The following is a 21,363-nucleotide window of genomic DNA, read 5'->3' on the forward strand; positions in this document are numbered from 1 at the left end:
AGTGGTCCCCGGAACCCCGGTCAGCCCGCCACGCAGGCTCCGGTGCCCACCGCGGACCCGGCTGCGGCGGCCTCGTCGAGCACCGGCTTGGCCTCGGCGAGCGTCAGGGCGTAGCCCGTGGCGTCGTCCTCCAGGGACTTCGCGAAGATGACCCCGACGACGCGACCGGACGGGTCGAGCAGCGGCCCGCCGGAGTTGCCCGGGCGCACCGTGGCGGCGAGCGAGTAGATCTGTCGCACCACGCGCTCGCGCCCGTAGATGTCGAGGCCGCGGGCCTCGAGCTGGGCACGCACACGCGCCGACCCGACGCGGTAGGGACCGTCGAGCGGGTAGCCCGCCACGACCGCGGAGTCACCACGGTCGACGTCCCCACCGAGCGGCAGGGCCGGCAGGTCGAGACCCGGCACGCTGAGCACGGCGAGGTCGCGCTCCGGGTCGAAGACGACGACCTCGGCCCGCACCACGCGGCCGCCACCCTCGACGCGCACCTCGTCCGAACCCGCCACGACGTGGGCGTTCGTGACGATGCGGCCGGGCGAGAGCACCCAGCCGGTGCCCTCCTGCCCACGCTGGCACGACAGCGACTGCGTCGTGACCTTGACGACCGACGCCCCGGCCGCGCGGACCGCCTGCGAGCGGGCGACCGCCGGGTCGGGGTCCTGCACCGGGGTGATCGGCTCGGGCGAGAGCCCGCCGAACACCTGCGGGAAGCCCTGGCTCGAGAGGAAGCCGCGGAAGCTGGAGAAGACCTGTCCGGTCTGCTCGGGCACGATGGCGTCGACGACCCGCAGCACCCGGGACTCGGACATGGCCCTGGACAGGGAGGCGTTGCCCGCCGTGCGCAGCGCCCCGCCGATGAACCAGACGATGAGGCTCGCCGCGAGCATCACGACGACGCCCCCGAGCACCGAGTCCGCCCGCCGGAGCGAGGGCGCCCCGACCCGCCGACGGATCTGCCCCCCGACGATCCCGCCGAGGAACTGCCCCAGCCACCCGAGCGCCACGACCCCGAGGACGAGGGCGAGCACGCGCGTGCGGTCGTTGTCGGCCACGGCCGGCCACCGACTCAGGACTTCCGGCAGCTGCCAGACCGCGATCATGGCGAAGAGGAAGAAGCCGGCCAACGAGAAGACGCTGCGGATCAGCCCCTGCCGGTAGCCCGAGAAGCCGTAGGCGAGCAGCAGCAGGACGATGGCGAGGTCGAGCAGGACGCTGCCACTCATGCCCGGCCGCCCAGGTGGTGCTCGGGCACGGGCCGGTGCACGCCGGCGTCCCACGGGCGGCTGAGGCCGCCGAGCTCGAGGACGCTGCTCAGCAGGCCGGCGGTGAAGCCCCAGAGGAACAGGTCGTCGAGGTCGAAGCCGGGGCCGACGTAGCCCGACGGGTGCGTGACCGAGAAACGCGTCGACGGCTGCACGAGGTGCGACACCGGCACCGAGAGCACGTCGTGCACCTCCGCGGGGTCGCGGACGGCGAGCGCCGACGGACGGGCCCACCAGCCGAGCACCGGGGCCACGACGAAGCGCGACGGCGGCAGGAAGAGCGAGGGCAGCTGCGCCACGACGTCGACCCCGGCCGGGTCGAGCCCGGTCTCCTCCTCCGCCTCGCGCAGGGCGGTGGCGACCAGGTCGGCGTCCTCCGGGTCGCGGGCGCCGCCGGGGAAGGCGATCTGCGCGGGCTGCGTGCGCATCGTGTGCGAACGCTCGATGAGCACGACGTGCTCTCCCTCGTCCTCCTGCGCGCCCGCCGGCGGCGGCCCGAAGAGGATGAGGACGGCGGACTCGCGACCGCCCTCGTCGGGGGGCAGGAAACGCGAGAACCACTGGGGTGTCACGGTCTCGAGTCGCTCGGTGAGCTCGCCGAGCCACGCCGGGCGCGGCACCGGGGCCGAACCGGGCGGCGTCGACGGGTCGATCGAGCCCGACGGGCCCGCGTGCGCGATGCCACTGACCACGCGCGTCACGTCGGGGCCAGCTCGTACTTCAGCAGCTTCGCCGCCTTGTCCGGGTCGGTCTCGCCGGCGCCGTAGCTCGGGCACAGCCGCGCCACGGGGCACGCCCCGCACGCCGGCTTCTTCGCGTGGCACGTGCGCCGGCCGTGGAAGATCAGGACGTGGCTCAGCATCGTCCAGTCCTTCCGCGGGAAGAGCGCACCGACGGCGTGCTCGACCTTGACCGGGTCCTCCTCCTCGGTCCAGCCGAAGCGGCGCGCGAGCCGCCCGAAGTGCGTGTCGACGGTGATGCCGGGCACCCCGAAGGCGTTGCCGAGCACGACGTTCGCCGTCTTGCGCCCCACGCCCGGGAGCGTCACGAGGTCCTGAAGGCGCGGCGGCACCTCACCGTCGAACCGCTCGACGAGGGCGATGCCGAGCTTGATGAGCGAGTCGGTCTTCGCGCGGTAGAAGCCCGTCGGCTGGACGATCGCCTCGAGCTCGGCGCGGTCGGCGTTCGCGTAGTCGGCCGCCGTCGGGTACTTCGCGAAGACGATCGGCGTCACCTTGTTGACGCCCACGTCGGTCGTCTGGGCCGACAGGATCGTGGCGACGAGCAGCTCGAGGGGCGTCGCGAAGTCGAGCTCGCAGTGCGCATACGGGTAGCGCTCGTGCAGCATGCGGTACATGCGGCGCGCCCGGCGCACGCGGGCGACGGGCGACTCGTTGGCGATCACGAGGGCTCGGGGAGACACGGACGACACTGTATGCCGCGTCGCTGTCACTCGCCTCGGGCCGCCGTGTCGAGGGTTGCGGGTCACCGACAGCCGCGATGGGTACGGGGCTCCTGCACAGGAGGAGTCCGACATGACGACACAGACCCGCACGACGCCGCCGCCGGCCCGCGACCAGCCGGGCACCCTGCCCACGACCACCGCCACGCCCCACGACGGGACGAACGACACCGACGGACTCGAGGCGACGCTCGCCGACCTCGCCGGCACCGACCTCGCCCACGCGCCCGACGACGCGGTGGTGCACGCCCTCGAGGCCATGGTCGCCCACGTCGAGTTCCCCTGCCTCGGCGCGAAGTCCGTCTTCCGCCGGGGCACGGTCGAGCACGCCGTGCTCGACGACATGACTGACCCGGCCGTGCCGGAGCAGCTGCTCGCCCGACTGGCGGCCTTCGCCCGCTCGATCGAGGGGCAGGACGGCTTCCACTCCTTCCTCGCCACGTTCCGCGGTCCGGTGGCCGTCGACGAGGCGGCGTTCGAGACGGCGCTGTTCGACCTGCTGCAGCGCATCCACGACGCCGACGGCGGCGCCTGGGCGCCCGGGGTGGGCTCCGAGCCCAACGACCCCCACTTCGCCTTCAGCGCCGGCGGCACCGCCTACTTCATCGTCGGGCTGCACCCCGCCGCCTCACGGGTGGCGCGCCGGGCGCCGCTGCCGACCCTCGTCTTCAACCCTCACGCGCAGTTCGAGCGGCTGCGCGAGGAGGGCCGCTTCGACGGCATGCGCACCACCATCCGACGGCGCGACACGGAGCTGCAGGGCTTCGTCAACCCGATGGTCGCCGACCACGGCGACAGCACCGAGGCCATGCAGTACTCCGGCCGCCGGCACGGCGCCGACTGGACGCCGCCCCTCGAGGTGCGGCAGCCGACCACCGAAAGCACGACCGACCAGCCAGGGGGCGACGCATGACGATCTCTCAGGACACCGGACAGGACACCGCCGGCCGTCTCTTTGGCCCGGGCGGCCCGGTGCTGCAACCGGCCGGCGGCTACCGTGACGGCATGGACCTCACCCGGCTCGACCCCCAGACCGGCACGGCCTTCGTGCTCCGCGCGGGGCAGCTGCTCACCGTCGTCGACCCGACCGGCGAGCAGGTGAGCGACTTCTTCGCCGTCATGGAGGCCGACCGCGACGAGTGGCTGAGCTCCGGCCGCACCATCGACTACGCGAACTCGACGTCGGTGACGACAGGGCGGGTGCTCTACAGCAACAGGAGCAACCCCATGGCGACCGTCGTGGAGGACACCTGCGGCCACCACGACCTGCTGCTCACCCCGTGCTCGCAGCAGACCTTCGACCTGCTCTACCCCGAGTTCGAGGGGGCCTACCACCCCAGCTGCTTCGAGAACCTCGCGACGAACATGGCCGGTTTCGGCGTCGACCCCGACCGCATCTCGACGACGCTCAACATCTTCATGAACGTGTGGGCCGAGCGGAACGGCGAGCTGCACATCGACCCGCCGACGTCGCGGGCCGGCGACCGCTTCGTGCTGCGCGCCGAGGCCGACCTCGTCGTCGGCCTGACGGCCTGCTCGGCGGAGAAGTCGAACAACGGCGTGTGCAAGCCGATCGACTACCGCGTCGACGGCTGACGGCCGGGTGAGGCGACGTGGCACACTGACCCCGTGGATCTCGACGTGGTGAGGCGCGCGCCCCTGTTCAAGGCTCTCGATGACGAGGCGGCCGCCGCGCTGCAGTCGGAGATGAGCCGCTCGCACATGGAGCGCGGCGACGTGCTGTTCCACGAGGGCGACCGGGGCGACACGCTCTACGTCATCGCCGAGGGCAAGATCAAGCTCGGGCGCACGAGCCCCGACGGCCGCGAGAACCTCGTGGCGATCCTCGGCCCCGGCGAGATGTTCGGCGAGCTCAGCCTCTTCGACCCCGGCCCCCGCACCATGACGGCGACCGCGGTGGCCGAGACCCAGCTGCTCGGCCTCGGCAACGACTCCCTGACCGGGCTGCTCTCCGGTCGTCCCGAGGTGTCCAAGGCGCTGCTGTCGGCGCTGGCCCAGCGCCTGCGCCGCACCAACGCGCACCTCGCCGACCTCGTCTTCACCGACGTGCCCGGCCGGGTCGCCAAGGCGCTGCTCGACCTCTCCGAGCGCTTCGGCCGCCCGGTGGAGGGCGGCATCATGGTCTCGCACGACCTCACCCAGGAGGAGCTCGCCCAGCTCGTCGGCGCCTCCCGAGAGACGGTCAACAAGGCCCTCGCCGACTTCGCGACGCGCGGCTGGCTGCGGCTCGAGGCCCGCGCCGTGCTCCTTCAGGACGTCGAGCGGCTCAAGCGACGCGCCCGCTGACCCGACGCGGGCCGCGCCCCACCGCAAGCGCGTTCACGGACGGACGAGGGCCCATCCGGTCGCGCCGTTGAGGACGAACCGGTCGGCGCCGTCCCGCGCCGCGTCGACGAGCGCGGCGTTGACCTCGTCCGTCTGCTCGACCCAGGTCGCCGCGGCGTCGGGCGCCTTGCCGAACGTGACGTGCCGCTCGACGAGTCGTGCGCGGCGCACGTCGTCGTCGCCCGCCACGAACCAGACCTCGGTGAGCTCTGCGCGGGCCCGGCGCCACCGGTCCTCGGGCAGCAACAGGTAGTTGCCCTCGGTCACGACGAGCCGGGCGCTCGGTGGCACGACCATCGCGGCCGCGAGGGGCTGCTCGAGCGTGCGGTCGAAGCCCGGCGCGTAGATCCACGTGTCGGGCTCGGTGCGCACGCGACGGAGCAGGTGGGCGTAGCCGTCCGCGTCGAACGTGTCGGGCGCGCCCTTGCGCGAACGCGACCCGAGCCGGTCGAGCTGTGCGTCGGCCAGGTGGAAGCCGTCCATGGGCACGTGCGCCACCCACCCGTCGCCGGCGTGGGCGCCGACCGCCGCGACGAGCGCCTCGGCGAGCGTCGTCTTGCCGGCGCCCGGGGCACCGGCGATGCCGAGCACCACCCGGCGGCGGTCGCCGACGAGGGCGACGGCCGCCGAGGCCAGCTCGTCGATGCCGGGAGCCGTCGTCATGCCGACGGGTTGAGGCCCGCGTCGAGGAACTCCCGGGCGCTGCGCGCGAGGTCGTCGCCGTCGTCCCAGAGGTTGCGCCAGATCGCGAGGTCGTTCGAGAGGCCCGGCGCCAGCACGGCCGACGAGAAGGACTCGAACGTCACGGCGCCGCGGTAGTCGATCCGCTGCAGCGCCCCGAAGAACGAGGCGAAGTCGAGGTGGCCTGAGCCGAGGTAGCCGCGGTGGTTCTCACCGATGTGCACGTAGCCGAGGCGGTCGCCGGTGTCGAGCACCGGCTGCACGAAGTCGTCCTCCTCGATGTTCATGTGGTACGTGTCGAGGTGCACCATGACGTTGTCGGCGCCGATGTCGTCGGCGAGCCGCACCGCGTCGCGGGCCGTGTTGACGACGTTGGTCTCGTAGCGGTTGCAGACCTCGAGGCCGAGCGTGACCCCGAGCGGGGCCGCCTCCTGGGCCAGCTCGGAGAGGACGCCGACCACGTGGTCGCGCCCGGTCCGCGTCAGCGGGGCCGCCGCCTTGCCGAACGCGCTGTAGAGCGCGCCGGTCAGCACCGTCGCGCCGATGTCGGCCGTCAGGGCCAGCGACTGGCGCAGCAGCTCCTGCCCGCGGGCCACGACGGCCGGGTCGTCGCTCGAGACGTCGGCGTCGGGTGCGAGGCCCCGCGAGCAGGCCGCCGAGAGGCCGTGCTCCTGCAGCAGCGCCCGGGTCGCCGCGCGGTCGAGGTTGATCGAGTCGTGGAGCGAGAACTCGAGCAGGTCGAAGCCCGCCTCGGCCGTGCGCCGCACGGCGGACTCGACGCTCGCGGGCGAGGTGTCGCCGACGAAGACGAGCGCGTGCACGCCGAGCGGGTTCCGCCGGGCCGCGGCCCGGTCGGTCCCCGGTTCGGTCGAGGTCGTCGTCGAGCCGGTGGTGGCGGTGGTGGAGTCGATGGTCATTCGGGGGTCCTTCGGGTTCGGGCGGGCTGCCGCACGTGGCGCGCGACGCGCGGTGGCGCTGGACGGCACGGACGGCATACGGGATCGGTGGGGGTCACGGGTCGCTCGCGGTCAGCGGGCGACGTCCTCGAGGTCGCCGGCGCGGGCACCGGTGATGAGCGCGACGATCTCGTCGCCGTCGGTCGCGCTCGTGCGGCGCCCGGCGACGCAGCGCCCGGCACGCATGACCCAGACGGCGTCGCTCAGCTTGAGCACCTGCGCGAAGTTGTGGCTGATGAGGACGATGGCGTGGCCCTCGTCGCGCAGGCGCTGGATGAGCTCCTCGACGCGCGCGGTCTCCTGCACCCCGAGTGCCGCGGTGGGCTCGTCCATGATGATGAGCTTCGAGGTGAATCCCGCTGCGCGACAGATCGACACGGCCTGGCGCTGACCACCGGAGAGGCGGCGCACGCGCGCGCCGACGGCCGGCACGTTGACGGCGAGGCTCGACACCATGCGCTCGGCCTCCTGGCGCATCGCGCCGCGGTCGAGCAGCTTGAGCGGCCCGATGCCGCGCACGATCTCGCGGTTGAGGAAGAGGTTTTGCCAGACGGTGAGGTCCTCGACGAGGGCGAGGTTCTGGTGCACCGTCTCGATGCCGGCGGTGCGCGCCTCCTCGGGCGACCGGAAGTGCACGCGTCCACCGTCGAAGTCGATGGAGCCGGCGTCGGGTCGGTGGATGCCGCTGATGCAGCGGATGAGCGTCGACTTGCCGGCGCCGTTGTCGCCGACGATGGCCGTGACCTCGCCGCGGCGGGCGTGCATCGACACGTCGCGCAGGGCCCGCACCTGGCCGAACGAGAGCGAGACGTCGCGCACGTCGAGCAGGGCGTCGGTGGGCACGTCCCGCCCCAGCGGGAGCGCAGTGGGGGCCGTGGCGGCCGTGGTGGGTTCGGTCATTTCTGGAACCTCGTGAGGAAGGCGGCGAGCACGACGACGATGCCGACCGACAGGGGCTGGTAGAACTGCGAGACGCCGAGCAGGGTGAGGCCGTTGACGAGCGCCGTGAGCAGCAGGGCGCCGATGACCGGGCCGATGATCGTCGCGCGACCGCCGAAGAGGCTGACGCCGCCGAGCACGACGGCCGCCACCGAGTTGAGCAGGAAGGCCGTGTTGGCGGCCGGCTCGGCAGCGCCCACCCGGGCGACGAGCAGCACGGCGCCGATGCCTGCGAGGACGCCGGAGATGACGTAGACGCCGGTCTTGACGCGGGCCGTGCGCACGCCCGTCGCGTTGGCCGCCTCGACGTTGCCGCCGGTGGCGAGCACGTGCGTGCCGAAGCGGGTGTGGAAGAGAACGACGTGGGCGATGACGGCGAGCACCAGGGCGACGACGACGCTGTAGCCGAGGATGCCGACCGAGCCCGTCGAGAGCTTGAGCAGCGGCCCGCTGATGATCGTGGCGGGCTTGCCGTCGGAGAGGATGAGCGCCAGGCCCGACGCCGCCGACAGCGTGCCGAGCGTGACGATGAAGTCGGTGATCTTGCCCCGGGCCACGAGCAGCCCGTTCGCGAGGCCGACGGCGGCGCCGGCCACGACCGAGGCGACGATCGCGAGCGGCAGGCCGTGACCCCCGACGAAGACCATGCCGAAGACGACCGCCGACAGGGTCATGGTCGAGGCGACCGACAGGTCGATGCCCGAGGTGGCCACGACGAACGTCTGGCCGATGCCGAGGACGATGAGGATGGCCGAGGCGACGAGCATCGACTGGATGTTGCCCGCGCTGAGGAACGTCGGGTTGAGCGACTGGAAGACGACGACGAGCACGACGAGCCCGACGAGCGCCGCCCAGTCGGCCCAGGCACTGAGGTCGCGCAGGCCGGCGCCGCGCGGGCGCCGCGCCGCCGGGGCCGGCCCCCCGCCGGGGGCGGCCGGGCCCGCGGCGGTGGCGGGGGTGGTGGATGTGTCGGTCATGGTGCTCACTTCAGCAGCGCCGCGAACGGGTCGTCGTAGGACTCGCCGGGCTTGGGGGCGGCGCTCAGGGCCTGGTCGACGTTGTCCTTCGTGACGACCTGGACGGGAGCCTTGACGTTGGTGGGCAGGGTCTTGCCGGCCATCGCGGCCTGGCACGCCTCGACGCCCATCGCACCGATGACGTAGGGGTACTGCGCGACGACGGCGTCGACGCCGCCGGCCTTGATCGCCTCGAACGCGTCCTTGTTGCCGTCGACGCTGATCACCTTGATCTGGCCCGTCTTGCCCGCGTTGGCGATGGCCCGGGAGATGCCGAGACCCATGTCGTCGTTGGCGGCGAAGAAGCCCTTGAGGTTCGGCTGCGCGCGCATGATGTCGGTCGCCTTGGCCAGGGCGGTCTGGCGGTCCCAGTCGGCCGCGACGGTCTGCACGACCTTGACGCCGGAGGGGATGCCCTTCTGGAAGCCCTCGAGGCGCGCCCCGCTCGTCACGTCGCCGGCGATGCCGCCGATGAGCGCGACGTCGCCCCCGCCCGGGAGCAGCTCGCCCATCGTCTTGCCCGCCATCGTGCCGGCCTCGACGTTGTCGGTGCCGATGTAGGTGGCGATCTTCGCGCTGGCCGCCTCGGCGGCAGCGGCGTCGATCGGGCTGTCGATGTTGACGATCGGCACGTTCTTCGCCGACAGCTGCGCGACGCCCTGGATGAGGTTGGTGCCCGAGATCGGGTTGATGACGAAGCACTTGTAGTCCTGGCCGGCGAGGCCGCTCAGCTTGTCGGCCTGCCCGCTCGTGTCGGTGATCGCGGCCGCGGCCTGGATCGTCACCTCGGCCTTGGAGGTGCCGGCCTGCGTCTTGATGCCCGACTCCATCGTCTGGAAGAAGGGGTTGTCGAGCCCCTTGATGACGGCGGCGATCTTGCCCGTCGTGGCGGCCCCACCGGCCGCGGTGGAGCCCGAACCGGTGCCTGCGGCGTCGCCGCCGCCACCACAGGCGGCGAGGCCGGCGACGAGGCCACCGGCGCAGAGGGCGGTCGCGAGACGACGGGACGTGCGGGCGGATGCCATTGCGGATGCCATGGAGGCCTCTCTTCGTTGAGCGGGAACCGACGGGCCGATTCGACTTCTGCTCACTCTGAGGCCTATTTCTGTCACCTGTCAAGCAAAAAGCAGCAAATCTCTGATAGAAATGCCCTGCACCGCCGCCCCGGCGGCCCGCACCGCCCTCGAGGAGGAGGCGCCATGACCGATGCCACCGCCGGCACGCCCGGCCGGGTGCTCGCCCTGATCCGCGCCACCGGCGACGTCACCCGGGCCGAGCTCGTCGAGCGCACCGGCCTCTCGCGCGCCACGGTCGGCGCCCGTCTCGACGGCCTCCAGCAGGCCGGACTCATCGCCGAGGCCGAGGTGACCTCGACGTCGCGGGGGCGGCCGCCGAGCCGCTTCCGCTTCCGCCATGAGGGCGGCGCGCTGCTCATCGCCGACTCCGGCGCGACCGGGGTGAGGCTCGCCGTCACCGACCTCGCCGGGAGCGTGCTCGAGCAGTCACGCCTCGCCCTCGACATCGCGGCGGGCCCGGAGCCGTGGCTGGGGGCCGTCGGCGACGCCTTCGCGGCCCTGCTCGCGGACCTGCGCCTCGGCACGGCCGACGTGCGGGGCATCGGGCTCGCCCTGCCCGGCCCCGTCGACAGCGTGGCCGGCATGGTGGTCAGCCCGCCGATCATGACCGGCTGGGACCGCTACCCCATCCGCACCCACCTCGCCGCCCACTTCGACGCGCCCGTCGTCGTCGAGAACGACGCGAACGCCATGGCCATCGGCGAGCACCGCCTCGCCCACCCCGAGGTCTCCTCGATGCTCATGCTCAAGCTCGCCACGGGCATCGGCGCCGGCCTCATCGCGGGCGGCACGATCTTCCGCGGCGCGGACGGTGCGGCCGGCGACATCGGCCACATCCAGGTCGTCGTGCCCGAGGAGGGCGCACCGCCGCAGTGCCGCTGCGGCAACCAGGGCTGCATCGAGGCGTATGCCGGCGGGTGGGCCATCGTGCGCGACCTCAACGAGGCCGGCCAGCAGGTCGCCTCGGTGCACGACGCCGTGCAGCTCATCGCCACGGGCGACCCGACGGCCACCCGGCTGCTCCGGCGCGCGGGGCGCATCATCGGGATCGCCCTGTCCGATGCCGTCAGCCTGCTCAACCCGGAGGTCGTCGTCATCGGCGGCGAACTCGCGGGGGCGGAGAACCACCTCTTCGCCGGCATCCGCGAGTCGGTCTACGCACGCTCGCTCCCGCTCGCCACGCGCCGCCTGCAGATCGTGCCGGCCACCCAGCGGGAGATGGCGGGCGTCAGCGGACTCGTCACCGCGGTCTGCGACCACCTCTACGAGCCGACGCGCGTCGACGCCCTCCTCGCCGGGGCGACCAGCTGAGCGGATCGCCGTCTCCCGCGGTCACCACCGACCCTGCCCCGCAGAGGAACGCGGGCGTGCCTGCGTCTCAGGGGTGCTCGCGGAGGTACTCCAGCTGGGCCTGGACCGAGAGCTCCGCCGCCGGCCACACGCTGCGTGGCACGTCCGCGTAGACCTGCTCGACGACCGCGTGGGCCGTCCGCGCACCCCCGGCGACCGCGGCGCGCACCTGCTCGAGCCGCTCCGCGCGGTGCCGGAGGTAGAACGTGACGGTCGCGGCGGCGTCGGCGACGAACGGGCCGTGACCGGGTGACAGCGTCGTCACGCCGCCGGCGCGCGTCAGCGCCTCGATCCGGTGGAGCGACTCGAGATAGGCCTCGAGGCTGCCGTCGGGCCAGGCGACGACGGTCGTGCCCCGGCCGAGGACCGTGTCGCCCGTGAGCAGCGTGTTGTCGGCCGGGAGCACGAACGACACCGAGTCGCTCGTGTGGCCCGGGGTCGGGACGACGAGCACCTCGAGGCCCCCGACGCGTAGGGACTCGCCCGCCCGCAGGTCGTCGTGCCCGCGCCCGACGGCCCGCACCGGCGCACCGGTCAGCTCGTGGAACCGGTCGGCACTCTCGGCGTGGTCGGCGTGCCCGTGCGTCAGCAGCGTCAGGGCGACGCGGCGACCGGTCGACGCGACGCGGTCGAGGACGTGGGCGAGGTGCGCCTCGTCGAGCGGGCCCGGGTCGACGACGACGACCTCGTCGGAGCCCGGCTCGGCCAGCAGCCAGGTGTTCGTGCCGTCGAGGGTCATCGGCGACGGGTTGGGGCAGAGCACGCACTCGGCCCGGTCGCTCGTGCGCCCGCCGGCCCAGCCCGGGTCGGCGCCTGCGCCGTTCACGTCCGGACCTGCCAGCAGCCCGGTGTCCGTCCGGTCATCGTTCGACGACCTCCATCGCCGGCCCCTCGGCACCGTCGACGACCTCGGGCATGACGAGCGGAAGCGACTCGCTGTGCACGACGACGTCTGCCGCGCAAGGGGCGTCACGGATCTGCTCCACGCAGATGACGGTCGGCGGCAGCATGAGGGCGGTGCCCCCGGCATACGCCATGAGGAGCTCGTCGGGCACGAACCAGTCGGCGTGGTCGGCCTCGGTGGTGTGACCGTCGGCCACCTGCGACTCGGGCATGAGTGCGGCGAAGAACCACGTGTCGTAGCGGCGCGGCTCGAAGACGGGGGTCAGCCAGTGGGCCTTCGCGACGATGAGGTCCGACCGCAGCACGAGATCGCGCTCCACGAGAACCTCTGCGAGAGAGCGGCGCCGGTCGACGAGCTGCGCACGCACCTCGCGCCACGACGGGTCGTCGACACGTGCGAGCGGCCCGTCGGGGGCCGGCCCGGCGAGCAGCACGCCGCACTCCTCGAACACCTCGCGCACGGCGGCGGCGACGTAGCCCTGCGCCTCCGCGGGCGAGCAGCCAAGTCGCACAGCCCAGTCCGTGGCCGAGGGCCCGGCCCAGGGGACGTCCGACTCGACGTCACGCGGGTCGACGCCACCCCCGGGAAAGACCATCGTGCTCGGCGCGAACGCCATGCCGGAGACCCGGCGGAGCATGAAGACCTCGGGGCCCGCCGCGCCGTCGCGCACCAGCATGACGGTGCTCGCGCGGCGCGGCGGCGCCTCGTCCCAGCGCTCGCCGGCCAGCCACCGGGTGGCGGCGTCGGAGATCCCGGGTGTCATGGTGAGGGGGAACCGGCGTCCCACGGCGGTCAGGTCACTCCGCGACGGAGACGATGACCTCGACCTCGACGGGGGCGTCGAGCGGCAGGGCGGCGACGCCCACGGCCGAGCGGGCGTGGATCCCCTTGTCGCCGAAGGCCTTGACGAGCAGCTCGCTCGCACCGTTGATGACACCCGGCTGGCCGGTGAACCCCGGGTCGGAGGCGACGAAGCCGACGACCTTGACGACGCGGCTCACCCGGTCGAGGTCGCCGACCTCCGACTTGATGGCGGCGATGGCGTTGAGCACGCACGTCTCGGCGAGCGCCTTGGCGGTGTCGGCGTCGACCTCCGCACCGACCTTGCCGGTCGCGGCGAGGGCGCCGTCGACCATCGGCAGCTGACCGGACGTGAAGACGAGGTCGCCCTCACGCACGACGGGCACGTAGGCGGCGACGGGCGGCACGACCTCGGGGACGGTGAGGCCGAGCGCGGAGAGGCGGTCTTCGACAGCAGACATGGTTAGGCTCCTCAGGACTTGGGACGCTTGAAGTACGCGACGAGGCTCGTGCCGTCCGGACCGTTGACGATCTGGACGAGCTCCCACCCGTCGGCCCCGAAGTTGTCGAGGATCTGCTTGGTGTTGTGGATCAGAAGCGGTGCGGTGAGGTACTCCCACTGGGTCATGGCCCTCACCCTACTCAGTGTGCTCACGGCCCTCGGCGGGTGCGGGTCGGGTGCCGGTGACAGCATGTCGCCCATGACCGCGCACCCCGACCCGACGCCCACCGCCGCGACGCACTCCTACGGCGACGACCCCGCGCAGGTATACGACGTCCTCGCCCCCGCCGCCGGGGCACCCGCCGCGGCGGGCACCGTCGTCGTCGTGCACGGCGGCTTCTGGCGGGCCGAGTACGACCGCGAGCACGCGCGCCCCGAGGCGGCCGCCTTCGCGGCGGCCGGGCACCACGTCGTGCTCGCCGAGTACCGCCGCACCGGTATGCCGGGTGGTGGCGTCCCCGGCACCCTTGACGACGTGCGCGCCCTCCTCACGTCCGTGGCGGCCCAGCCCGACCTGCCGAAGCCCCTCGTCCTCGTCGGCCACTCGGCGGGCGGCCACCTCGTGACGTGGGCGGCCGGGCAGCCCTGGGCGACCGGGCTGGGCGTCGCGGGGGTCGTCTCGCTCGCCGGGGTCGTCGACCTCGGCGTCGCCGACCGGCTGCACCTCGGCGCCGACGCGACCCGCGCCTTCGTCGGCTCGGGCCCGGGCACGCCCGCCTGGACGTCCGCCGACCCGATGAGCGCCCTGCCGCCCCGGGTGCCGGTGCGCCTCGTGACGGGCGACCGCGACGACACCGTGCCGATGGCCGTCGGCAGGGGCTACCTCGCCGCGGCGAGGGCCGCCGGGGGCGACGTCACCGAGCAGGTCGCCGCGGGGGCGGGCCACATGGAGCTCGTCGACCCCGACGACCCCGCCTTCGCCACCGTCCTCGCCGCCACGGCATCCCTGCTCCCCGCCCCGTGAGGCGGGCACGCCGCGCGCGAACGGCCGGCGGCCGGTCCTAGGCTGGGCCCGTGACGACCGACCATGCGGCCAGCCCCTGGCCGGGAGCGCGACTGCACGTCGTGACGGGCAAGGGCGGCACCGGCAAGACGACGGTCGCCGCCGCGGTCGCGCTGGCGCTCGCGTCCGCGCCCGGGCGCGTCCTCGTCGCGGAGGTCGAGGGGCGCCAGGGGATCAGCCAGACCTTCGACGTGCCGCCGCTCGGCACGGACGAGACCCGCATCGCGCGCCTCGGCGGCGGCGGCGAGGTCGTCGGCCTCTCGGTCGACCCGAAGACGGCGCTGCTCGAGTACCTCCAGCTCTTCTACAAACTCGGACGCGCCGGGCGGCTCCTCGAGAAGTTCGGCGCCATCGACTTCGCCACGACGATCGCGCCCGGCGTGCGCGACGTGCTGCTCATCGGCCGCATCTACGAGGCCAACCGCCGCCGGCGCGACGGCCGCCACAAGGGCGACGCACCGGCGGCCTTCGACGCCCTCGTGCTCGACGCACCGCCGACCGGTCGCATCGGCCGCTTCCTCTCGGTCAACTCCGAGGTGGCCGACCTCGCCCGGGTCGGACCCATCCACACCCAGGCCGAGTCGATCACCCGGCTGCTCACGTCGAACCAGACCCGCGTGCACCTCGTGACGCTGCTCGAGGAGATGCCCGTGCAGGAGACCCTCGAGTCCATCGACGAGCTGCGTGGCAAGGGCCTGCGCCCCGGCGCGATCGTCGTCAACATGGTGCGCGAGCCGCTGCTCGACGACGCCGCCCTCGACTCGGCCCGCGCGGGCCGGCTGCACAAGGCCTCCATCCGCACCCAGCTCGCCGACGCGGGGGTGCCGGTGACCGCCGAGCTCGTCGACGGCCTGCTCGAGGAGGCCCGCGACCACGCGGAGCGCGTCGACCTCGAGCGCGAGCAGCTCGCGCTGCTCGAGGCCACCGGGCTGCCGATCGTGACGCTGCCGGCCCTGCCCGGTGGCGTCGACGCGGGCTCGGTGCGCGAGCTCGCCGACCTGCTCGCGCCGCTCTTCGCCGGGCACGCCGGCGCGTCACCGTCCGGGGCCGGGGCCTCCGGCGCGGGCACCGGGGCGGAGGCGTGAGCCCCGGCGCGGTGGGGCCCGTCGCCCCCGCCCTCGACGTCGACGCCCTGCTCCTCGACCCCGAGACCCAGATCGTCGTGTGCTGCGGCTCGGGCGGGGTCGGCAAGACGACGACCGCGGCAGCCATCGGGCTGCGGGCGGCGGAGTCCGGTCGCCGGGTCGTCGTGCTGACCATCGACCCGGCCCGCCGACTCGCGCAGTCGCTCGGCCTCACCGAGCTCGACAACACCCCGCGGCCGGTCGGCGGCATCGACACCCGGGCGGGCGGCAGCCTGCACGCCATGATGCTCGACATGAAGCGGACGTTCGACGAGGTGGTGCTCGCGCACGCCGAGCCGGGCAAGGCGGAGCAGATCCTCGCCAACCCCTTCTACCAGGCGGTCAGCAGCTCCTTCGCGGGCACGCAGGAGTACATGGCGATGGAGAAGCTCGGCCAGCTCAAGGCGAGCGCGGGCTCGCCCGAGGCCCCGTGGGACCTCATCGTCGTCGACACGCCGCCGTCGCGCTCGGCCCTCGACTTCCTCGACGCGCCGAACCGGCTGGGCAGCTTCCTCGACGGACGGTTCATCCGGCTGCTCACGGCGCCCGCGAAGGCAGGCGGCCGCGCCGGCCTCAAGGTGTTCGGCGTCGGCGTGCAGCTCGTCACGTCGACGATGACGAAGATCCTCGGCGGCCAGCTGCTCACCGACGTCCAGACGTTCGTCAACGCCCTCGACACGATGTTCGGCGGCTTCCGCGAGCGCGCGGACGAGACGTACCGGCTCCTGTCGGAGCGCGGCACGGCCTTCCTCGTCGTCGCCGCGCCGGAGCGCGACGCGCTGCGCGAGGCGTCCTACTTCGTCGACCGGCTCGAGGCGGACGGCATGCCGCTCGCGGGCCTCGTCGTCAACCGTCTCGGGCGAGTGGCGGCCACCGGGCTCAGCCCGAAGCGCGCGCTCGCCGTGGCCGAGTCGCTCGAGGACGGCGGCGGGCCGCGGTCGGCGACCAACGCCGCCGGCCTGCTCCGGCTGCACGCGAGTCTCGTGAGCACGGCGGAGCGCCAGCGCGAGCTGGCAGACCGCTTCTCACGGTCGCACCCCGGCATCGCCGTCGCGCACGTACCCGCCCTGGGGCGGGACGTGCACGACCTCGACGGTCTCCGAGAGGTCGGTGCCGCGCTCGCGCAGGCGTGACCGGTCGGCCGGTCGGCCCCAGTGGGCCCGACCTCGGTCGGCTCGCGCTCAGTCGGCCTTGACCTGCGACGCCATGCCGGCGCGCAGGGCGGACTTCCACGAGGTGATGTCGGGGCGCTTGCGCAGCAGGGCCCGGCGCTCGCGCTCGGTCATGCCTCCCCAGACACCGAACTCGGTGCGGTTGTCCAGAGCCTCGGCGAGGCACTGGGCCAGCACCGGGCACGTCTTGCAGACGGCCTTGGCGTCGTGCTGGGCCTTGCCCCGCACGAACAGTGCATCCGGGTCCTGGTCGGAACAACGGGCCTGCGTGGCCCACTCGTCCACCCACGGATCGACGATGACAGCACTCATGACATAACCCCTCCCCGCTCGGCACCTCCCATGACACCGAGCAGACCTGGACCGTCCCACCGGTCCTGGTCGAATCTGGGCCCCCCTGAGGCCCAAACGAGACATTACGAGCGACGCGGCCGCCCGGACATAGCCTGTATGGACCATTTCGGCGAGCGAGTGACTAGTCACCCAGACCCCCTCCTCCCTGATCATCCACCCTCGCGCCACGCCGGTAAAGGGGTGCGTGTGGGCACGAGACCGGTGGCCATAGGGTGAGCGGTTACCCTTGGGCCCATGTCTTCACGCACTACCTCGATCGGTGGCGTCATCAGCCTGCTCGGCGCGTTCCTCGCGTCCGCGCTCGTGCTCGGACTGCTCGCCGCCGGCCTGGTGATGCCCGCGGTCGGCGCGACCGGCGCGCTCGCCCGCAGCGGCGTCGACGTCTTCAACGAGCTCCCGAGCGAGTTCACGACCGACCCGCTGGCCCAGACCTCCCGCATCCTCGCTGCCGACGGCACCGTCATCGCGACGCCGCAGGAGCAGAACCGCACCGTGGTCCCGCTCGCCAAGATCGCGCCGATCATGCGCTCGGCGCAGGTCGCGATCGAGGACCACCGCTTCTACGAGCACGGCGGCATCGACCTGCAGGGCACGGCGCGCGCGGTCATCTCCAACCTGCGCAACGGCTCGTCGGTGGGCGCCTCGTCGCTCACCCAGCAGTACGTGAAGATCTCGCTGCAGTACTCCGCCCTCAGCTCCGGCAACGAGGAGGCGGCCGCCGACGCGGTCAAGAAGGACTACATGCGCAAGCTCAAGGAGCTGAAGTACGCGATCACGCTCGAGAAGAAGCTGACGAAGGACCAGATCCTCGAGGGCTACCTCAACCTCGTCTACTACGGCGACCGCGCCTACGGCGTCGAGGCGGCGGCGCAGCACTACTTCAGCGTCCCGGCGAGCCGGCTCTCGCTCTCCCAGGCGGCGCTGCTGGCCGGCCTGACGCAGAACCCGGGCGTCACCGACCCCGTCAACTTCCCGAAGAAGGCCGTCGCGCGCCGCAACGTCGTGCTCGACCGCATGCACGAGCTCGGCCGCATCACCGACAAGCAGTGGCAGGCGGCCAAGAAGCGCACCCTCAAGCAGGACATGCGCATCAGCAACCCGAAGAGCACCTGCCTCGCCTCGCCGTACCCCTACTGGTGCGACTTCATCGTCAACTACGCGATGACCCTCCCCCAGCTCGGCAAGACGGTCGAGGAGCGCAAGCGCACCCTCTACCGCGGCGGCGTCACGATCACGACGACGCTCGACCCGAAGCTGCAGGAGGCGGCCCAGAAGGAGATCACCAAGAAGGTGCCGATGGGCAACGACGAGCGCATCGGCTCGGCCGCCTACATCGCGGACCCCAACACCGGCCAGGTCAAGGCCTTCGCCCAGAACACCCAGTACTCCGTCACCAAGGACTCCGGCGGCGAGACCGGCATCAACTGGGCGCTCGACAAGCGCTACGGCGGCTCCGGCGGCTTCCAGTTCGGCTCGACCGCCAAGGCCTTCGCCCTCGTGACGGCCATGGAGTCGGGCATGAACACCAAGTCGTCCGTCAACGCCAAGGCGGCCGGTGGCGAGAGCCGGGCCAAGTACACCCCCAAGGAGTGGCCGGGCGGGATGGCCAACTGCGGTCCCGGCTCGACCTGGTACGTCCGCAACGACACGCCCTTCGGCGGCGGCCGGATGTCGCTCATGGAGGCGACCGCCAAGTCGACCAACACCGCGTTCGTCGCCCTCTCCGAGCAACTCGGCGGCTGCAAGGTGCGCGACACGATGATCCGCCTGGGACTGCACCAGTCCGACGGCGAGCCCATCGGCAAGTTCGCGCCGCAGTACATCCTCGGCGCCTCGGACGTCTCCCCGCAGGGCGTCGCCCACGCCTACGGCGTCCTCGCCGCCGACGGCAAGAAGTGCCCGATGGTCGCGATCACGAAGATCACCCAGGGCGGCAAGAACATCGCCCTCCCCGCGACGAAGTGCGAGCAGGTCGTCGAGCCCGACGTGGCGCGGGCGACCGACAAGTTCCTCGAGTACAACATGACGCACGGCTCGGGCATCCGGAACCAGCTCGACGACGGCAAGCGTGAGTCGGCCGGCAAGACCGGCACGGCCAACGGCAACAACGAGTCGTGGTTCGTCGGCTACACGCCGCAGCTCGTCACCGCCGTCTGGGTCGGCACGCCCTACGACCCGATCACCCGCGTCATGAAGAACATCCGCGTCGGCGGCAAGTTCTACCCCGTCATGCACGGTGCGGCCATCGCGGCGCCGATCTGGAAGGGGATCATGAACAAGGCGCTCGACGGCCAGCCGGAGGTCAAGTTCCAGGAGCCCTCCGAGAAGCTGCTCAAGGGCGACCAGGTCGACGTCCCGAGCGTCACCGGCCTGTCGGTCTCCGACGCCATCTCCACCCTCGAGGCTGCGGGCTTCTCCGCCGGCGTCGGCGGCTCGATGAGCTCCAACGTGCCGAGCGGACGCGTGGCCGGCACCGACCCGTACGGGCAGGCCCCGGACGGCTCGTACGTGACGATCTACACCTCGCGCGGCTCGAGCCGCTCGGCCCCAGCGTCGCAGACGAGCTCCGGCTCCGGCTCGAACGCCACGCCGAGCACGCCCACGACGGCCACGCCGAAGCCGACCAAGCCCACGAAGCCGACGAAGCCGAAGCCCGGCAAGCCGACGAAGCCGAACACCCCGCCCCCGCCCGGCTGAGCCGGAGGGCGGGACCGACAGGAGGGGCCGACGCGCAACGCGTCGGCCCCTCCTGCACGTCCGTGGCCCGATGGCCGACTGCTCAGCCCGCGAGCACCCGGCGCACGATCGCGGCGACCCGGCCACCCTCGGCGCGGCCCGCCACCGCGGCGTTCGCGGCCTTCATCGCGAGGCCCATCTGCGGCATACCTGATGCGCCGGAGGCGGCGACGGCCTCGCGCACCATGGCCTCGAGCTCGTCGTCGCCGAGCTGCTTCGGCAGGTAGGACTCGAGCACGGCGAGCTCGGCCACCTCCTTGGCGGCCAGCTCCGCGCGCCCGGCGCCCGTGTAGGCCTCGGCCGCCTCGCGCCGCTTCTTGGCCTCCTTGGTCAGCACCTTGAGCACGTCGTCGTCGGAGAGCTCGCGGTGCTCCTTGCCGGCGACCTCCTCGTTCGTGACCGCCGTCAGCGCCATCCGGAGCGAGCCGGACGTCACTGCGTCGCGGGCGCGCATCGCGGTCGTGAGGTCGGCCTGCAGCTGCTCCTTGAGGGTGCTCATGGCCCCAAGTCTGTCAGGTCGTGGACGCGGCGCACGCAGTGCGAGGATGGGGCCCATGCGTGCCGTCACCAAGACCGTCCTGGGCCTCGGGCTCGCCGGCACCGGCGTGCTCGGGTGGGCCTCGCTCGTCGAGCGCAACGCCTTCGTGCTGCGCCGCTACGACGTGCCGGTGCTGCCGGCGGGCACCGAGCCGCTGCGCGTGCTGCACCTCTCGGACCTGCACCTGCTGCCGCGGCAGCGCGCCAAGGCCGCCTGGGTGCACAGCCTCGCCTCGCTCGACCCCGACCTCGTCGTCACGACCGGTGACAACATCGCCGCCCCGGACGCCGTGCCGGCCCTGCTCGACGCCTACGACCTGCTGCTCGGCCTCCCGGGCGTCTTCGTGCTCGGCTCGAACGACTACTTCGCGCCGAAGGTGAAGAACCCGCTGCGCTACCTCACGACCAACCACGCGAAGGGCGTCGGCACCTCCGAGCGCCTCCCGACCGCCGACCTCGTGCGGGGCCTGGGTTCGCGCGGCTGGGTCGACCTGACCAACCGCCGCGACTCGCTCACGGTGCGCGGCCTGCGCATCGACGTCGCGGGCGTCGACGACCCGCACCTCGGCTACGACCGCCTCGACCGCGTGCGGGCCTCCGCCTCCCCCGAGGCCGACCTGACGCTCGCCGTGACGCACGCGCCCTACCAGCGCGTGCTCGACGCGTATGCCGCCGACGGCGCGGACCTCATCGTGGCGGGGCACACCCACGGCGGTCAGGTCTGCGTGCCCGGCTACGGCGCGCTCGTCACGAACTGCGACCTCGACACCGGTCGGGTCAAGGGCCTCTCCCGCTGGTGGCCCGGAGCCGGCGGCACCCCGTGGACCCCCACGACGCGCGCTCCCGAGGGAGCGGCGTGGCTCGAGGTCTCCGCCGGGCTCGGCACCTCGCCGACCGCACCGGTGCGTCTGGCCTGCCGACCCGAGGCCACCCTGATGACGCTCGTGCCCCGCGGCTGACCTGCTCGTCCACCCCCGATTCGGAGATGCACGGCAGGCTGCGCTAGCATCTCTGCTTGCTGCCTCGGACGTTCTCGGACGTCCCGATCGCAGCACCGGGGTGTGGCGCAGCTTGGTAGCGCGCTTCGTTCGGGACGAAGAGGTCGCAGGTTCAAATCCTGTCACCCCGACCACATGGTGTCG

23 protein-coding genes and 1 tRNA gene are annotated in these 21,363 nt (G+C 72.8%); 10 read left to right on the plus strand and 14 right to left on the minus strand.

Annotated elements, in window-relative coordinates:
* Positions 1 to 20: 20 nt before the first annotated feature.
* The 3 genes from ABT295_RS12550 to nth are packed head-to-tail and all read right to left on the minus strand — an operon-like array spanning position 21 to position 2,619.
* Positions 21 to 1,223: a MarP family serine protease gene (locus ABT295_RS12550; protein ID WP_352394756.1), complete on the minus strand. Its 1,203-nt coding sequence runs from the start codon at positions 1,221 to 1,223 to the stop codon at positions 21 to 23.
* Entirely contained in the window at positions 1,220 to 1,954 is a 735-nt protein-coding gene (locus ABT295_RS12555) for an NUDIX hydrolase (protein ID WP_352394757.1), read from the minus strand. The genes ABT295_RS12550 and ABT295_RS12555 overlap by 4 nt, the downstream gene beginning before the upstream one ends.
* A gap of 5 nt (positions 1,955 to 1,959) precedes the next feature.
* Positions 1,960 to 2,619, minus strand: coding sequence for an endonuclease III (gene nth / locus ABT295_RS12560; RefSeq protein ID WP_352395395.1), 660 nt, complete (start codon positions 2,617 to 2,619; stop codon positions 1,960 to 1,962).
* A 178-nt stretch (positions 2,620 to 2,797) separates the two neighbouring features.
* On the opposite strand from nth, the gene gntA reads away from it, so the two are divergent.
* The 3 genes from gntA to ABT295_RS12575 are packed head-to-tail and all read left to right on the plus strand — an operon-like array spanning position 2,798 to position 5,031.
* Positions 2,798 to 3,637: a guanitoxin biosynthesis heme-dependent pre-guanitoxin N-hydroxylase GntA gene (gene gntA / locus ABT295_RS12565; RefSeq protein ID WP_352394758.1), complete on the plus strand. Its 840-nt coding sequence runs from the start codon at positions 2,798 to 2,800 to the stop codon at positions 3,635 to 3,637.
* Complete coding sequence (locus ABT295_RS12570; RefSeq protein WP_352394759.1) at positions 3,634 to 4,320, plus strand: DUF1989 domain-containing protein; 687 nt, start codon at positions 3,634 to 3,636, stop codon at positions 4,318 to 4,320. Before gntA ends, ABT295_RS12570 begins: the two co-directional genes overlap by 4 nt.
* Positions 4,321 to 4,353: 33 nt before the next feature.
* Positions 4,354 to 5,031, plus strand: coding sequence for a Crp/Fnr family transcriptional regulator (locus ABT295_RS12575; protein ID WP_345508097.1), 678 nt, complete (start codon positions 4,354 to 4,356; stop codon positions 5,029 to 5,031).
* 33 nt (positions 5,032 to 5,064) lie between these two features.
* On the opposite strand, the gene ABT295_RS12580 is transcribed toward ABT295_RS12575, so the two are convergent.
* The 5 genes from ABT295_RS12580 to ABT295_RS12600 all read right to left on the minus strand — a co-directional run bounded on the left by ABT295_RS12580 (position 5,065) and on the right by ABT295_RS12600 (position 9,699).
* The gene (locus ABT295_RS12580; protein ID WP_352394760.1) at positions 5,065 to 5,733 is read right to left on the minus strand and encodes a nucleoside/nucleotide kinase family protein; all 669 of its coding nucleotides are present in this window, start codon (positions 5,731 to 5,733) and stop codon (positions 5,065 to 5,067) included.
* Positions 5,730 to 6,668, minus strand: a complete 939-nt coding sequence (locus tag ABT295_RS12585; protein WP_352394761.1) for a sugar phosphate isomerase/epimerase family protein — start codon at positions 6,666 to 6,668, stop codon at positions 5,730 to 5,732. The genes ABT295_RS12580 and ABT295_RS12585 overlap by 4 nt, the downstream gene beginning before the upstream one ends.
* A gap of 111 nt (positions 6,669 to 6,779) precedes the next feature.
* A complete protein-coding gene (locus ABT295_RS12590; RefSeq protein WP_352394762.1) occupies positions 6,780 to 7,607 on the minus strand; it encodes an ATP-binding cassette domain-containing protein in 828 nt (275 codons plus the stop codon).
* Positions 7,604 to 8,623, minus strand: a complete 1,020-nt coding sequence (locus ABT295_RS12595) for an ABC transporter permease (RefSeq protein ID WP_352394763.1) — start codon at positions 8,621 to 8,623, stop codon at positions 7,604 to 7,606. Before ABT295_RS12595 ends, ABT295_RS12590 begins: the two co-directional genes overlap by 4 nt.
* 5 nt (positions 8,624 to 8,628) lie before the next feature.
* Positions 8,629 to 9,699 carry a substrate-binding domain-containing protein gene (locus tag ABT295_RS12600; RefSeq protein WP_352394764.1) on the minus strand — a complete coding sequence of 357 codons (1,071 nt, stop codon included), beginning with the start codon at positions 9,697 to 9,699 and terminating at the stop codon, positions 8,629 to 8,631.
* Positions 9,700 to 9,861: 162 nt separating this feature from the next.
* Between ABT295_RS12600 and ABT295_RS12605 the strand changes: the two genes are divergently transcribed.
* A complete protein-coding gene (locus tag ABT295_RS12605; protein ID WP_352394765.1) occupies positions 9,862 to 11,049 on the plus strand; it encodes an ROK family transcriptional regulator in 1,188 nt (395 codons plus the stop codon).
* Between the two features lie 67 nt (positions 11,050 to 11,116).
* Here ABT295_RS12605 and ABT295_RS12610 read toward each other — a convergent pair whose 3' ends face one another.
* From ABT295_RS12610 to sp36, 4 genes are read right to left on the minus strand one after another with little or no spacing between them, the layout of a single operon-like run.
* The gene (locus ABT295_RS12610; RefSeq protein WP_352394766.1) at positions 11,117 to 11,914 is read right to left on the minus strand and encodes an MBL fold metallo-hydrolase; all 798 of its coding nucleotides are present in this window, start codon (positions 11,912 to 11,914) and stop codon (positions 11,117 to 11,119) included.
* A 34-nt stretch (positions 11,915 to 11,948) separates the two neighbouring features.
* Complete coding sequence (locus tag ABT295_RS12615; RefSeq protein ID WP_352394767.1) at positions 11,949 to 12,755, minus strand: NUDIX hydrolase; 807 nt, start codon at positions 12,753 to 12,755, stop codon at positions 11,949 to 11,951.
* Between the two features lie 34 nt (positions 12,756 to 12,789).
* Complete coding sequence (locus tag ABT295_RS12620) at positions 12,790 to 13,254, minus strand: RidA family protein (protein WP_352394768.1); 465 nt, start codon at positions 13,252 to 13,254, stop codon at positions 12,790 to 12,792.
* Between the two features lie 11 nt (positions 13,255 to 13,265).
* Positions 13,266 to 13,421, minus strand: a complete 156-nt coding sequence (gene sp36 / locus ABT295_RS12625; RefSeq protein ID WP_142179199.1) for a Sp36 family protein — start codon at positions 13,419 to 13,421, stop codon at positions 13,266 to 13,268.
* Between the two features lie 73 nt (positions 13,422 to 13,494).
* Here sp36 and ABT295_RS12630 point away from each other — a divergent pair, with 73 nt between their 5' ends.
* Genes ABT295_RS12630 through bagB form a run of 3 tightly spaced genes read left to right on the plus strand, consistent with a single transcriptional unit; the run spans position 13,495 to position 16,555 of the window.
* On the plus strand, positions 13,495 to 14,259 hold the full coding sequence (locus tag ABT295_RS12630; protein WP_352394769.1) for an alpha/beta hydrolase: 765 nt from the start codon (positions 13,495 to 13,497) through the stop codon (positions 14,257 to 14,259).
* Positions 14,260 to 14,309: 50 nt separating this feature from the next.
* Positions 14,310 to 15,383, plus strand: a complete 1,074-nt coding sequence (bagA, locus tag ABT295_RS12635) for an ATPase BagA (RefSeq protein ID WP_352394770.1) — start codon at positions 14,310 to 14,312, stop codon at positions 15,381 to 15,383.
* The gene (gene bagB, locus ABT295_RS12640; protein WP_352394771.1) at positions 15,380 to 16,555 is read left to right on the plus strand and encodes an ArsA family ATPase; all 1,176 of its coding nucleotides are present in this window, start codon (positions 15,380 to 15,382) and stop codon (positions 16,553 to 16,555) included. Before bagA ends, bagB begins: the two co-directional genes overlap by 4 nt.
* Before the next feature lie 48 nt (positions 16,556 to 16,603).
* Here bagB and ABT295_RS12645 read toward each other — a convergent pair whose 3' ends face one another.
* Entirely contained in the window at positions 16,604 to 16,906 is a 303-nt protein-coding gene (locus ABT295_RS12645; protein WP_352394772.1) for a WhiB family transcriptional regulator, read from the minus strand.
* A gap of 276 nt (positions 16,907 to 17,182) precedes the next feature.
* Between ABT295_RS12645 and ABT295_RS12650 the strand changes: the two genes are divergently transcribed.
* On the plus strand, positions 17,183 to 19,645 hold the full coding sequence (locus ABT295_RS12650) for a transglycosylase domain-containing protein (protein ID WP_352394773.1): 2,463 nt from the start codon (positions 17,183 to 17,185) through the stop codon (positions 19,643 to 19,645).
* An 82-nt stretch (positions 19,646 to 19,727) separates the two neighbouring features.
* Here ABT295_RS12650 and ABT295_RS12655 read toward each other — a convergent pair whose 3' ends face one another.
* Positions 19,728 to 20,183 carry a GatB/YqeY domain-containing protein gene (locus tag ABT295_RS12655; RefSeq protein ID WP_352394774.1) on the minus strand — a complete coding sequence of 152 codons (456 nt, stop codon included), beginning with the start codon at positions 20,181 to 20,183 and terminating at the stop codon, positions 19,728 to 19,730.
* Positions 20,184 to 20,238: 55 nt separating this feature from the next.
* Between ABT295_RS12655 and ABT295_RS12660 the strand changes: the two genes are divergently transcribed.
* Complete coding sequence (locus tag ABT295_RS12660; protein ID WP_352394775.1) at positions 20,239 to 21,180, plus strand: metallophosphoesterase; 942 nt, start codon at positions 20,239 to 20,241, stop codon at positions 21,178 to 21,180.
* A 96-nt stretch (positions 21,181 to 21,276) separates the two neighbouring features.
* Positions 21,277 to 21,353: transfer RNA gene (locus ABT295_RS12665), tRNA-Pro, on the plus strand.
* Positions 21,354 to 21,363: the final 10 nt, after the last annotated feature.

The organism is Terrabacter sp. NPDC000476 (assembly GCF_040300125.1).
Lineage (GTDB): Bacteria > Actinomycetota > Actinomycetes > Actinomycetales > Dermatophilaceae > Terrabacter.